This window comes from Rhizobacter koreensis, assembly GCF_013366375.1.
In the GTDB taxonomy this organism is placed as follows: domain Bacteria; phylum Pseudomonadota; class Gammaproteobacteria; order Burkholderiales; family Burkholderiaceae_C; genus Schlegelella_A; species Schlegelella_A koreensis.
Genome location: NZ_JABWMJ010000002.1, coordinates 540823 through 554173 on the forward strand (window position 1 = coordinate 540823; position 13351 = coordinate 554173).

Annotated in this window: 12 protein-coding genes; 6 read left to right on the forward strand and 6 right to left on the reverse strand. The window is 72.2% G+C overall.

Features of this window, described 5'->3' with window-relative positions:
- Positions 1–39 precede the first annotated feature (39 nt).
- A complete protein-coding gene (locus HQN59_RS06400; protein WP_176067200.1) occupies positions 40–813 on the reverse strand; it encodes an ABC transporter ATP-binding protein in 774 nt (257 codons plus the stop codon).
- The gene (locus HQN59_RS06405; protein ID WP_176067202.1) at positions 806–2062 is read right to left on the reverse strand and encodes a lipoprotein-releasing ABC transporter permease subunit; all 1257 of its coding nucleotides are present in this window, start codon (positions 2060–2062) and stop codon (positions 806–808) included. The genes HQN59_RS06400 and HQN59_RS06405 overlap by 8 nt, the downstream gene beginning before the upstream one ends.
- 66 nt (positions 2063–2128) lie before the next feature.
- Between HQN59_RS06405 and HQN59_RS06410 the strand changes: the two genes are divergently transcribed.
- The 6 genes from HQN59_RS06410 to HQN59_RS06435 all read left to right on the forward strand — a co-directional run bounded on the left by HQN59_RS06410 (position 2129) and on the right by HQN59_RS06435 (position 9140).
- On the forward strand, positions 2129–3085 hold the full coding sequence (locus HQN59_RS06410; protein ID WP_176067205.1) for a hypothetical protein: 957 nt from the start codon (positions 2129–2131) through the stop codon (positions 3083–3085).
- Between the two features lie 10 nt (positions 3086–3095).
- Positions 3096–4859, forward strand: a complete 1764-nt coding sequence (gene recJ, locus HQN59_RS06415; protein WP_176067207.1) for a single-stranded-DNA-specific exonuclease RecJ — start codon at positions 3096–3098, stop codon at positions 4857–4859.
- Positions 4860–4887: 28 nt separating this feature from the next.
- Positions 4888–5856 (forward strand): 3',5'-nucleoside bisphosphate phosphatase, encoded by a 969-nt coding sequence (locus tag HQN59_RS06420; RefSeq protein WP_176067209.1) that lies wholly within the window; start codon positions 4888–4890, stop codon positions 5854–5856.
- A 71-nt stretch (positions 5857–5927) separates the two neighbouring features.
- Positions 5928–6569: an L-threonylcarbamoyladenylate synthase gene (locus HQN59_RS06425; protein ID WP_176067211.1), complete on the forward strand. Its 642-nt coding sequence runs from the start codon at positions 5928–5930 to the stop codon at positions 6567–6569.
- A gap of 15 nt (positions 6570–6584) precedes the next feature.
- Positions 6585–7475 (forward strand): SPFH domain-containing protein, encoded by an 891-nt coding sequence (locus HQN59_RS06430; RefSeq protein WP_176067212.1) that lies wholly within the window; start codon positions 6585–6587, stop codon positions 7473–7475.
- 201 nt (positions 7476–7676) lie between these two features.
- Positions 7677–9140 carry an alpha/beta hydrolase domain-containing protein gene (locus HQN59_RS06435; RefSeq protein WP_176067214.1) on the forward strand — a complete coding sequence of 488 codons (1464 nt, stop codon included), beginning with the start codon at positions 7677–7679 and terminating at the stop codon, positions 9138–9140.
- Positions 9141–9368: 228 nt separating this feature from the next.
- Here the strand turns inward: HQN59_RS06435 and folE2 are convergent, their stop codons facing one another.
- The 4 genes from folE2 to xseB all read right to left on the reverse strand — a co-directional run bounded on the left by folE2 (position 9369) and on the right by xseB (position 13285).
- Positions 9369–10160, reverse strand: coding sequence for a GTP cyclohydrolase FolE2 (gene folE2 / locus HQN59_RS06440; protein ID WP_176067215.1), 792 nt, complete (start codon positions 10158–10160; stop codon positions 9369–9371).
- A gap of 115 nt (positions 10161–10275) precedes the next feature.
- A complete protein-coding gene (dxs, locus tag HQN59_RS06445; protein ID WP_176067217.1) occupies positions 10276–12198 on the reverse strand; it encodes a 1-deoxy-D-xylulose-5-phosphate synthase in 1923 nt (640 codons plus the stop codon).
- Positions 12195–13082, reverse strand: a complete 888-nt coding sequence (locus tag HQN59_RS06450) for a polyprenyl synthetase family protein (RefSeq protein WP_176067219.1) — start codon at positions 13080–13082, stop codon at positions 12195–12197. Before HQN59_RS06450 ends, dxs begins: the two co-directional genes overlap by 4 nt.
- Positions 13079–13285, reverse strand: a complete 207-nt coding sequence (xseB, locus tag HQN59_RS06455; protein ID WP_246294709.1) for an exodeoxyribonuclease VII small subunit — start codon at positions 13283–13285, stop codon at positions 13079–13081. The genes HQN59_RS06450 and xseB overlap by 4 nt, the downstream gene beginning before the upstream one ends.
- Positions 13286–13351: the final 66 nt, after the last annotated feature.

Here is a 13351-nt window from a genome sequence, read left to right on the forward strand (position 1 = left end):
GGAGCGGCGCGGCCAGCCTTGCGCGGCCGCCGACCCGCGTCAGCCAAGCTGACCGCTCACCAGCCGGCGCGCCCGCCCGCAGCGTTCGGCCAGGCTCTCGTCGTGGGTCACGACGACGATCGCCATGCGACGGCTCGCCGCCAGCTCGAGCAGCAGCGCGAACACGCCGGCCGCGGTCTCGCGGTCGAGGTTGCCGGTGGGCTCGTCCGCGAGCACGCACGCCGGCTCGCCGACGAGCGCGCGCGCGATCGCGACGCGCTGGCGCTCGCCGCCCGAGAGCTGCGAAGGCCGGTGCCGCGTGCGCTCGCCGAGTCCGACCTGCTGCAACGTCGCCGCCGCGCGCGCCTCGGCCTCGGCGCGATCGACGCGGCGGATGCGCAGCGGCATCGCGACGTTGTCGAGCGCGGTGAACTCCGGCAGCAGGTGGTGGAACTGGTAGACGAAGCCGAGCTGGCGGTTGCGCCACTCGCCCTGCGCGGCCGCGCCCATGCGCGCGAAGTCGCGCCCGGCGAGCAGCACCTGGCCGGCGCTCGGCGCATCGAGGCCGCCGAGCACATGCAGCAGCGTGCTCTTGCCGGAGCCCGACGCGCCGACGATGGCGAGCGTCTCGCCAGGCTGCACCTGCAGGTCGACGCCGCGCAGCACGTGGACGTCGAGGCGCGAGCTGCCGGTGCCTTCGGTGAAGCGCTTGTGGACGCCGCGCGCGTCGATCACGGGACCGGCCGGCACGGCCGCGGACGCGCCGGCCCCCTCGCCCGTGGGCACGCGCTCCGTCGCCCGCGCCTGCGCCACGGCAGCCCTGCGCTCACTCATAGCGCAGCGCCTCGGCCGGCTGCACCCGGCTCGCGCGCCAGCTCGGGTAGAGCGTCGCGAGCAGCGACAGCACCAGCGAGGTCACGACGATCGGCACGATGTCGCCCTGCTGCGGATCGCTCGGCATGCGGTCGATCAGGTACACGCTGCTCGGCAGGAACGTCATGCCGAGCAGGCGCTCGATCGCCGGCACGATGACGTCGATGTTGTAGGCGACCAGCAGACCGAGGCCGACGCCCGAGAGCGTGCCGATGATGCCGGCCATCGCGCCCTGCACGATGAAGATCGCCATCACCGAGCGCGGGCTCGCGCCGAGCGTGCGCAGGATGGCGATGTCGGACTGCTTGTCGGTCACCGTCATCACCAGCATCGACACCAGGTTGAACGCGGCGACCGCGACGATCAGCGTCAGGATGATCGACATCAGGCGCTTTTCGACCTGCACGGCCGAGAACCAGTTGCGGTTGGTGCGGGTCCAGTCGCGCACCACGAGCCCGGGCGACGCGTCGCGCTGCAGCTCGGCGGCGACCAGCGGCGCCTGGTTGAGGTCCTTCAGGCGCAGCTGCACGCCCGTCGGACCCTCGACGCGGAACAGCTTCGCCGCGTCGTCGACGTGCACCATCGCCAGCCCGTTGTCGTACTCGTAGTGGCCGGCGTCGAACACGCCGACCACCGTCATGGCGCGCACGCGCGGCACCATGCCCGCGGGCGTGACCTGGCCGCCGGGCAGCACCAGCGTCACCTTGTCGCCGTTGCGCACGCCGAGCGAGCGCGCGAGCTCGACGCCGAGCACGATGCCCCATTCGCCCGGGACCAGCCGCGCGAGCGCCGTGCCCTGCAGGCGCGCGGCGAGCTCGGTGACGCTCGCCTCGTCGGCCGGCGAGATGCCGCGCACGACGACGCCGCGGGTCTCGTCGCCGCGCGCGATGAGGGCTTGCGCGTTGATGAACGGAGCGACGCCGACCACCTGCGGTTTGCGGCGCGCGCCCGCGGCGGTCGCGCGCCAGTCGGGGAGCGCGGCGCCCGTGGCGTCGAAGATCTCGACGTGCGGAATCACCGACAGCATGCGGTCGCGCACTTCCTTCTGGAAGCCGTTCATCACCGACAGCACGATGATCAGCGCGGCGACGCCGAGGGCGATGCCGAGCATCGACACCCCCGAGATGAACGAGATGAAGCGGTTGCGGCGCCCCGCCCGACCGGCCCGCGTGTAGCGCCAGCCGATCTCGATCTCGTAGGGGGCTCTCATGCGGCGGCGATGCTACCCGAGGGGTCGCGCCGCCATGCGGGAAAGGGCCGGCCGGATAATTGCGCGATGCACCTGCTGATACCGTTCGCCTCGGCCGTCGCCGAAGCCGCCGAGCACGTGCTGCGCGAGGCCGAGCTGCCGAACCTCGCCCGCCTGCTGCGCGAGCTCGCGCCCGCGAGCGAGGACCGCGCCGACGAATACACCCTTTCGCCGCCGCACGAACGCGCGCTGGCGGGGCTGCGCGGCTGGCGCGGCGCCGACGGCGCGCTGCCGTTCGCAGCGCACGCGGCCGCCGCCGACGGCATCGACGTCGGCACCGCGGCCTGGGGCCTTCTCACGCCGGTGCACTGGCACGTCGGCCGCGATACCGTGACGCTGGTCGACCCGTCGGCGCTCGCCCTGAACGCGGACGAGTCGCGCGCGCTCTTCGACGCCGTGCGCGAGCTGTTCGCGAGCGAGGGCCTCGCGCCGACCTGGGGCGCCGCCGGGCGCTGGTACGTCGCGGCCGACGGGTTGGACGGCTATCCGACCGCGTCGATCGACCGCGCGATCGGCCGCAGCGTCGACCACTGGTTGCGCAGCCAGGGAGAACTGCCCGACGCCGCGCGCAGGCTCTCGCGCACCGTGCAGCGCCTGCAGAGCGAGTGCCAGATGCTGCTCTATTCGCACCCCGTCAACGAGGCGCGCGAAGGGCGCGGCACGCTGCCGGTGAACTCGTTCTGGCTGAGCGGCTGTGGCCGTGCGCAACCGACGCCGGCGCTCGACGTCGTCGTCGACAGCTCGCTGCGCACGCCGATGCTCGCGGGCGACTGGCGCGGCTGGGCCGCGGCGTGGCGCGCGCTCGATGCCGGTACGGTCGGCTCGCTCGCGGATGCGGCGAGCCGCGGCGAACACGTCGCGCTCACCCTCTGCGGCGAGCGCGCCTGGCAGCGCCTCGAGCGCGCGCCCCGCTCGTGGCTCGGCCGCGTCGCCGCGCGCTGGCAGCGCGGCGAGCCGGTGCAGCAACGCCTGCTTGCGCTGTGAGGACGCACCGATGAGCCCGGCCACCCCGCAGATCGTGCGCCGTGACGCGCCGCCGCGCGTCGTCTGGGCGCTCGAGCAGGCCGGCGTGCACCCGCTGTTGGCGCGCCTGTTCGCCGGGCGCGGCGTGCGCAGCCCCGACGAGCTCGACCCCGCGCTCGAGCGCCTGCTCGCGCCGCCGACGCTGCGCGGCACCGACGCCGCGGCGCGCCTGCTCGCCGATGCGATCGCCGAGCGGCGCCGCATCTGCGTGATCGCCGACTACGACTGCGACGGCGCGACCGCCTGCACCGTGGCGCTGCGTGGCCTCGCGCTGCTCGGCGCCGCGCCCGGCACGCTCGGCTACGTGGTGCCCGACCGCGCGGTGCACGGCTACGGTCTCACGCCGGCGATCGTCGACCTCGCGCGCGAGCAGCGCCCCGACCTGCTGATGACGGTCGACAACGGCATCGCCAGCCTCGACGGGGTCGCCCACGCGCGCCGGCACGGCCTCGCCGTCGTGGTGACCGACCACCACCTGCCGGCGCTGGTCGACGGCCGCGTCGTACTGCCGGACGCCGACGTGATCGTCAACCCGAACCAGCCGGCCTGCGCTTTCGAGAGCAAGAGCCTCGCCGGCGTCGGTGTCGCGTTCTACGTGCTGCTCGCGCTGCGCGCCGAGCTGCGCCGGCGCGGCGTGTTCGGGGCCGGCGACGGCGCACCGCCGCAGCCTCGCCTCGACACGCTGCTCGACCTGGTCGCGCTCGGCACCGTCGCCGATGTCGTCAAGCTCGACGTCAACAACCGGCGACTCGTCGCGCAAGGCCTCAAGCGCATCCGCGCCGGGCGCATGCAGCCGGGCGTCGCGGCACTGTTCCGCGTCGCGGGGCGCGACCCGGCACGCGCGTGCGCGTTCGACCTCGGCTTCGCGCTCGGCCCGCGCGTCAACGCGGCGGGACGCCTCGCGGACATGACGCTCGGCATCGAGTGCCTGCTGACCGACGACCCGGCACGCGCCGACGAGCTCGCGGTCCTGCTCGACGGCATCAACCGCGAACGCCGCTCGATCGAGGGCGGCATGAACGCGCAGGCCGAGCTGCACCTCGCGGAAGCGGTGGCACGCCAGGCCGGCGCCGCGCTCGAAGCGGGCGCGACGCCGCCGGCGGTCGCGATCTTCGACGACTCGTTCCACGAGGGCGTGGTCGGCATCGTCGCGTCGCGCGTGAAGGAACGGCTGCATCGGCCGACCTTCGTGTTCGCGCGCGGCAAGGACGGGCTTCTCAAGGGCTCGGGCCGCTCGATCGCCGGCTTTCACCTGCGCGACGCGCTCGACCTCGTCAGCAAGCGCCACCCGGAGCTGCTCAAGCGCTTCGGCGGGCATGCGATGGCCGCCGGCTGCACGGTCGCCGCCGACGGCTTCGCGACGTTCGAGGCGGCGCTGCGCGAGGTCGCGCGCGAGTGGCTCGCGCCCGCGGCGCTGACGCGCACCCTGCTCAGCGACGGCCCTCTTGGGGTCGAGCACTTCAACGCCGAGACGATCCGCCGCCTCGACGATCAGGTCTGGGGCCAGGCGTTCGAAGGACCGCTCTTCAGCGCCGAGGCGGACGTCGTCGCGCAGCGCCTCGTCGCCGAGAAGCACCTCAAGCTCACGCTGCGCGTCGACGGCACGCTGCGCGAGGCGATCTGGTTCGGGCGCTGCGAGCCGATCGGGGAACGCGTGCGCGTCGCCTATCGCCTGACGGTCGACAGCTACAACGGCGTCGAGCGCGTGCAGATGGTCGTCGAGGCGGCGTTCTGACGCGTTGACGGCTCCAGGGAACGACGCCATGCAGGCCAAAGGACAGCGACTCGGCAAGATCTGGCAGCGCCTGCGCCGCCTGGGTCCACGCGCGTGGGGAGAAGACCCGCTCCCTACAATCGGCGGCGTGAATGCCGCTGCCGCACTGAACGCCGACCTGCACTGCCATTCGGTGGTGTCGGACGGCACGCTCGAGCCGGAAGCGCTCGCCGAGCGCGCCAGTCGGAATGGCGTCGAGCTGTGGGCGCTGACCGACCACGACGAGATCGGCGGCCAGTATCGGGCGCGCGACGCCGCCCTCGCGCTCGGTCTGTCGTATCTCACCGGCTGCGAGATCTCGGTCTCGTTCGCGGGCGTCACGGTGCACATCGTCGGGCTCGGTTTTGATGCCGACGACGCCGAGCTCGCCGCCGGCCTGCGGCGCACGCGCGGCGGCCGCCGCGAGCGCGCGCTGGAAATGGCCGCCGGCCTCGAGCAGGTCGGCATCAAGGACAGCTTCGAGGGCGCGCTGCAGTACGTCGGCAACCCCGAACTGATCTCGCGCACCCACTTCGCGCGCTTCCTGGTCGACACCGGGGTCTGCGACAGCACGCAGGATGTCTTCAACCGCTTCCTCGTCGAAGGCAAGCCGGGCTTCGTGCCGCACCGCTGGGCGACGCTGCGCGACGCGGTGACGTGGATCACCGACGCCGGCGGCATCGCCGTCATCGCGCATCCGGCGCGCTACAAGTTCACGCCGAACGAGGAGTACGCGCTGTTCAGCGAGTTCAAGGCGCACGGCGGGCGCGCGGTCGAGGTCGTGACCGGCAGCCACACCGCCGCCGAGGCGCGCCGCTACGCCGAGACCGCGCGCGAGTTCGACCTGCTCGCCTCGCGCGGCAGCGACTTCCACAGCCCGACCGAGAGCCATACCGACCTGGGCACGTTGCCGCCGCTGCCGGCGCAGCTGACGCCGGTGTGGGAAGCGCTCGCGCACCGCATCCACCGGCCGAGCTGAGCGCCGGCGCGCGCCGGTGGACAGGGGATCGCCGGCTGCCCACGGGCACGCCGCTCGCCCACAATGAGCCGATGGCTCAGTACTTCGAGGTCCACCCCGACAACCCGCAGTTGCGTCTGCTCAAGCAGGCGGTGCAGATCCTCCACGGCGGCGGCATCGCGGCGATCCCCACCGATTCGAGCTACGCCCTGGTCTGTCACCTCGACGACAAGGCGGCCGCCGAGAACCTGCGCCGGATCCGCGCGATCGACGACAAGCATCACCTCACGCTGCTCTGCCGCGACCTCAGCGAGCTCGCGAGCTACGCGCGAGTCGACAACCGCCAGTACCGGCTGCTCAAGCTCGCGACGCCCGGCCCGTTCACGTTCATCCTCGAGGCGACCAAGGAGGTGCCGCGCCGCGTCTCGCACCCGTCGCGCCGCACCATCGGCCTGCGCGTGCCCGACCACAAGGTCACGCAGTGCCTGCTCGAGCTGCTCGGCGAACCGCTGCTCGCGACCACGCTGATGCTGCCCGGCGACGGCGAGGCGCTCAACGACCCCGCCGAGATCCGCCAGCGGCTCGAGAGGTCGGTGCAGGCGATCGTCGACGCCGGCGCCTGCCCGATGGAACCGACGACGGTGATCGACCTCACGAGCGAGCTGCCGACGCTGGTGCGCCAGGGCCGCGGCGATGCCCGCGTGCTCGGCATCACGCTCGACGAAGCTGCCTGATCAGGAGAACGACGCATGGCGAACCAGGAGACGCGCGAGCGCACCATCACGTCCGGCAACGGCTTCGTGTACCTCGGCATCGGGGTGCTCGCGCTGCTGGCATGCGTGCTCTTCACGATGTCGCGCGCCGGCGGACTCGCCGGACTGGCGACGCTGGTCCTTGCCGTGCTCGTGGCCGCATGGTGCTTCCTCGGCCTCTACATGCTGCAGCCGAACCAGGCCGCGCTGCTGATGTTCTTCGGCAGCTATCGCGGCACCGACCGCTCCGAAGGCCTGCGCTGGGCCAACCCGTTCTACGCGAAGACCAAGATCTCGGTGCGCGCGCGCAACTTCAACAGCGAGAAGCTCAAGGTCAACGACTTGCGCGGCAACCCGATCGAGATCGCCGCCACCGTGGTCTGGCGCGTCGACGACACCGCCCGCGCGAGCTTCGACGTCGAGAACTACGAAGGCTACGTGCTCACCCAGACCGAGTCGGGGCTGCGCCATCTCGCGCTCAGCTACGCCTACGACAACTTCGACGACCTCGGCACGACCGACAAGGCCGAGGTGACGCTGCGCTCGGGCACCGAGGAGGTCTCGATCGCGCTCGGCCGCGAGCTGCAGCAGCGCTTCGACCAGGCCGGCATCGTCGTCGTCGACGCCAAGCTCACCCACCTCGCCTACGCGCCCGAGATCGCGGGCACCATGCTGCGCCGCCAGCAGGCCGAAGCCGTCATCGCGGCGCGCGCCAAGATCGTCGCCGGCGCGGTCGGGATGGTCGAGCTCGCGCTGAACGGCCTGGCGGAGCGCGGCGTGATCGAGCTCGACGGCGAGCGGCGCGCGGCGATGGTGAGCAACCTGCTCGTCGTGCTCTGCTCGGACCACGACGCGACGCCGGTGGTCAACGCCGGCCTGCAGGGCTGACGGGTCCGCCCACCGGCTGGTCGACGCCGGACGCCGTCGTGGAGGCGGGCTCCTGCGGGCTCGGCTGACCGCTCGACCGACCCCAAGGCACCTCTGTCGTCGCGACCGGCATGCGCCTTGCCGCAGGCCGCGCACGCAGCGCGCGGCGCGCTGCGGCATCACTCACCGCGCACAGACGCGGCAACGACAGGAGACCCTTCGATGAATGGCTTGCCCTCATGGCGCGGCCCGGCGTGGCTGATCGCGCTCGCCTGCTCGCTCGTCACCGCTTGCGGCGGAGGCGGCGATGACGACGACCGCTCGGACTACGTGCCGCGCCTGACCGCCACCAGCAGCGTCGCCGACGCGACCGTGACGGGGCCCATCCCGGTGACCGTGACGCCGGGCGACCCCTCGCACAACTACCCGCAGCTGGCCACGCAGTTCGACCTCGCGTCCAAGGGCTACGTCGAGGAGGAGTACTTCTTCGAAGGCACGGCCAACACCTACCAGACACCGAGCCTCGCGACCGGCAGCGTGGCGACCAGCGGGCACCGCTACAAGTCGCGCATGATCGTGCGCCGGCCGACCGAGGCGAGCCGCTTCAACGGCTGGGTGATCGTTGAGTGGGTTAACGTGACCAGCGGCTACAACCTCGATGCGCTGTGGCAGAGCTCGGCCGCGTTCTTCATGCGCGAGGGTTACGCGTACGTCGGCATCTCGGCGCAGCGCGTCGGCGTGCACCAGGCCGGCACCGGCCTCGTCTCGTGGAGCCCGGTGCGCTACGGCTCGCTCGACGTGACCGCGGGCGGGACGATCGTCAACGACGCGCTGTCGTACGACGTGTTCGCGCAAGGCGCGAAGGCGGTCGGCCGGCCGACCGGCGTCGACCCTCTCGGCAACCTGCCCAGGAGCGGCCGCATGCTGATCGCGAGCGGCGTCTCGCAGTCGGAAGGCCGCCTCGTCACCTACTACAACTCGATCGAGCCACTGCACCAGCTGTTCGACGGCTACTACCTGTTCCTCGGCCTGGGCGGCACGCTGCGCACCGACGTCGACGTCAAGGTGATGAAGATCAACACCGAGAACGACGTGCTGCTGCTGCGCGAAGCGCTCGCGCGCCAGGACGACAGCGACCGCCTGCGGACCTGGGAGGTCGCCGGCGCCTCGCACGTCAGCTTCCAGAGCGGCGCGGTGCGCACGCCGATGCTGATCCGCGACTCGCTGCCGCAGGCGAGCACCGCGTGCGCGCTGCCCGCGCTCAGTCACGTTCCGGTCGGCCACGTGCTGATGCCGGCTTACGACCATCTGGCACGCTGGATCGAGGACGGCACGCCGCCGCCGGTCGCGCCGCGCATCCAGATCGCGTCCTTCGGCAACGCGACGACGCCGTCGACCGCGGTGCGCGACGCGCGCGGCAACGCGCTCGGCGGCATCCGCCTCGCGGAGATCGCGGTGCCGACCGCGACCAACACCGGCGTCAACTCGGGCTCGGGCTTCTGCACGCTGTTCGGGTCGCACCAGCCGTTCGATCCGGCGACGCTCGCGACGCTCTACCCGACCAACGCCGCGTACGTGGCTGCCGTGCGGCAAGCGGTCGAGGCCAACGTCGCTGCCGGCGTGCTGCTGCGGCCGGAGGCCGACGAGACGGTCGCTGCGGCGCAGAGCTCCACGATCGGCCGCTGAGCAGGCGCCGGCGCCGGGGTCCACGCGCAACGGGCCGGCGCCGGTGCCGTCGATCAACGCGGTTGCACGCGAAAGATCGGCATCGCAGCGCCCGCTTCCCCGCGGCGGGAGCTGTTGCGGTCGAGCGCGTCGGAGGGCGCGCCGTCAAGCGTGACACAGGCCGCGCCAGCGCTGCCCGCTCCCGCTGAACAGGTGACGCGGTGCCTGCCTGCTGCGCCTCGCGCAGCCTCAGCGCCGCTCGATCCGCGCCGCTGCGCTGTGCGCGTGGATCGACTCGAAGTTCTCGACGTCCACGACGTAGGCGCCGATCCGTGCGTCGCCGTTGAGGCGCAGGGCGACGTCGCGCACCAGGTCCTCGACGAACTTGGGGTTCTCGTAGGCGTGCTCGGTGACCCACTTCTCGTCGGTGCGCTTGAGCAGCGACCACAGCTCGCTCGACGCCGAGTCCTCGGCGAAGCGGACGAGTTCGGTCCAGCCGATGTCCTCGAGCAGCTCGACGGCGATCGTCACGTGCGAGCGCTGGTTGTGCGCGCCGTAGTCGGAGATCTCCTTCGAGCACGGGCAGAGCGATTTCACCGGCACCACTACCTCGGCCCAGATGTGGGTCGTGCCGCCGCGCGTCTCGCCGACCAGCTTGCCCTGGTACTCGAGCAGCCCGGCGACGCCCGAGACCGGCGCGCGCTTCCTGATGAAGAACGGGAAGCGCGCCTCGACGCGGCCTTCGGCGGCATCGAGCAGCGTCAGCATGCGGGCCAGGCCGTCGCGCAGCGAGGCCGGGTCGAGCGCGTCGTCGAGCGACTCGAGCCAGGCCACGAAGCGCGACATGTGCGTGCCCTTCTGCTCGGCGGGCAAGGCGACGTCGAGGTCCCAGCTGGCGACCGTCGGCTGCTCGGCACCGGCCACCTGGAGCAGCAGCGGGTAGCGGATGCCGCGAATGCCGACGCGCTGGATCGGCAGGCTGCGCACGTCGAGCGAGCCCTGGGTATCGGGGATGTGCAGCACGTCGATCAGGTTGGTCATCGAGCTCTCGGGTCTTCGCGGGCGCGCCCACCGCACCCACTGCGGCTGCGCGCCGCCGGTCAGCTTGCCAGTATCGCCCCGGTCGCGCGCGGCTGGGGCTTTGCGGCCGCCCCGCTCAGGGCCCCGCGGCCGAGCGCACCAGCACCGGCGCCGCGGGCACGCCGAAGCGGCGCCGGATCGACTGCTCGATGCCGGCGGCGTCGAGCCCGATCTGCGCGAGCAGGCGCGCCGGGTCGCCATGCTCGACGAACACGTCGGGGATGCCAAGGGTGAGCACCGGGATCTCGATGCCGGCGGCGGCGAGCGCCTCCAGCACCGCGCTGCCGGCGCCGCCCATCACGCAGCCTTCCTCGATCGTCACGAGCGCGTCGTGCGTGCGCGCGAGCTCGGCAACGAGCGCGGTGTCGAGCGGCTTGACGAAGCGCATGTTGGCAACGGTCGCATCGAGCTTGTCGGCGGCGGCGAGCGCCGGGTAGAGCAGCGTGCCGAACGCGAGGATCGCGATGCGCGGACCGCCCTGCCCGGCCGGACGCGCGATCTCGCGACGCCGCTCGCCGGTGCCGAACGGGATCGCCGTCATCTCGGCGGACACCGCGACGCCGACGCCGCTGCCGCGCGGGTAGCGCACCGCCGCCGGCCCGTCGTGCATGAACGCCGTGTAGAGCGCTTGCCGGGTCTCGTTCTCGTCGGCCGGCGCGAGCACCGCGACGTTCGGAATGCAGCGCAGGAACGCGAGGTCGTAGGCGCCGGCGTGCGTCGGGCCGTCGGCGCCGACGAGGCCGCCGCGGTCGAGCGCGAAGACGACCGGCAGGTTCTGGATCGCGACGTCGTGGATCAGCTGGTCGTAGGCGCGCTGCAGGAACGTCGAGTAGATCGCGACGACGGGCTTCAGGCCCTCGCACGCCAGTCCCGCGGCGAACGTGACCGCGTGCTGCTCGGCGATGCCGACGTCGTGGTAGCGGCGCGGGAAACGCCGTTCGAATTCCACCAGGCCCGAGCCCTCGCGCATCGCCGGCGTAATGCCGACGAGGCGCTCGTCCTTCGCGGCCATGTCGCACAGCCACTCGCCGAACACCTGCGTGAAGGTGACCTTGGGCGGCGTCTTCGGTGCGACCAGGCCCTCGGCCGGGTTGAACTTGCCGGGCCCGTGATAGAGCACCGGGTCGGCCTCGGCGAGCTTGTAGCCGTAGCCCTTCTTGGTGACCACGTGCAGGAACTGCGGGCCGCGCATCGCGCGCAGGTTCTCGAGCGTGGGGATCAGCGAGTCGAGGTCGTGACCGTCGATCGGCCCGACGTAGTTGAAGCCGAACTCCTCGAAGATGGTGCCCGGCACGACCATGCCCTTGGCGTGCTCCTCGAGCCGGCGCGCCAGTTCGAACAGCGGCGGCGCGTTCTTCAGCACCGTCTTGGCAGTGTCGCGCGCGGCCGCGTAGAACTTGCCGCTCATCAGCCGCGCGAGGTGGCGGTTGAGCGCGCCGACCGGCGGCGAGATCGACATGTCGTTGTCGTTCAGCACGACCAGCATGTCGGCCTGCGAGACGCCGGCGTTGTTGAGTGCCTCGAAGGCCATGCCGGCGGTCATCGCGCCGTCGCCGATGATCGCGACCGCCTTGCGCGGCTCGCCCTTCTGGCGCGCGCCGACCGCCATGCCGAGCGCCGCCGAGATCGAGGTCGACGAGTGCGCGGTGCCGAAGGTGTCGTACTCGCTTTCCTCGCGGCGCGGAAAGCCCGAGATGCCGCCGAGCTGACGCAGCGTCGGCATGCGGGTGCGCCGCCCGGTCAGCACCTTGTGCGGATAGGTCTGATGGCCGACATCCCACACCAGGCGGTCGTGCGGCGTGTTGAACACCGTGTGCAGCGCGATCGTCAGCTCGACCGTGCCGAGGTTCGACGACAGGTGGCCGCCGGTCTGCGCGACGCTCTGCACGATGAAGTCGCGCAGCTCGACGGCGAGCTGCTTGAGCTCGGCGCGCGAGAGCCGGCGCAGGTCGGCCGGGCTCGCGATCTTTTCCAGCAACGCGTGCTTCATCGGCGTCATGAGTCGCGCTCGACCACGCGATCGGCAAGGATCTGCAGGCAGCTCGCGTCCGCGAGGCCGCTGCGCGCGAGCGCCGCCTGCGCGGTGTCGCGCAGCTCGCAGGCGTGGCGCTTGGCGGCGTCGAGACCGAGCACGCTCACGTAGGTCGGCTTGTTGTTGTTCTCGTCCTTGCCGGCCGTCTTGCCGAGCGTCGCCGAGGCCTGGGTGACGTCGAGGATGTCGTCGACCACCTGGAACGCGAGGCCGATCGCGTCGCCGTATTCCGACAGCGCGGCCCACTGCTGCGGCGTCGCGTCGCCGCAGGCCGCGCCCATGAGGACGCTCGCCTGCAGCAGCGCACCGGTCTTCCTGTGATGCATGTCGCGCAGCTGGCGCTCGTCGAGCGAGACGCCGATCGACGCCAGGTCGATCGCCTGCCCGCCGGCCATGCCGGCATGCCCGGCGGCGCGCGCGAGCAGGCCGCACAGGCGCGCCTGCAGCGCCGGTTCGACGCCCGCTTCGGGCGTGAGGATCTCGAAGGCCAGCGCCTGCATCGCGTCGCCGGCAAGCATGGCCTGCGCCTCGCCGAACTTGACGTGCACGGTGGGCTTGCCGCGCCGCAGGACGTCGTTGTCCATGCACGGCAGGTCGTCGTGGACCAGCGAGTAGGCGTGGATCAGCTCGACCGCGCAGGCGGCACGCAGCGCCGCATCGTGAGCGCCGCCGACGCACTGCGCCGCGGCGAGCGCGAGCAGCGGACGCAGGCGCTTGCCGCCGTCGAGCACGCCATAGCGCATCGCCTCGCCGAGCCCGGCCGGCGACTCGGCCGGCACCCAGGCGTCGAGCGCCGACTCGACGGCGTCGATCTCGCCCGCGGCCCAGGCATCGAAACGTTCGGAGTTCATGGATTCGGCCACGGCTTGAGCTGACCGTCCTCGACCAGCTTGACCTGCTGTTCGACAGCGACCAGGCGGGCCCGGCAGAAGTTGAGCAGCTCGGCACCGCGGCGATAGCTCGCGAGCAGCCCGTCGAGCGCGAGCTGGCCGCCCTCCATGGCGGCGACCAGCGCCTCGAGTTCGGCCAGCGCGTCCTCGTAGCTGGTGGGCATCGTGGCGGCGCCGCCCGCGGCGGTCGCAGGCGAAGCGTCCGCCAGGGCGTTTGAAGAGGTTTGGGC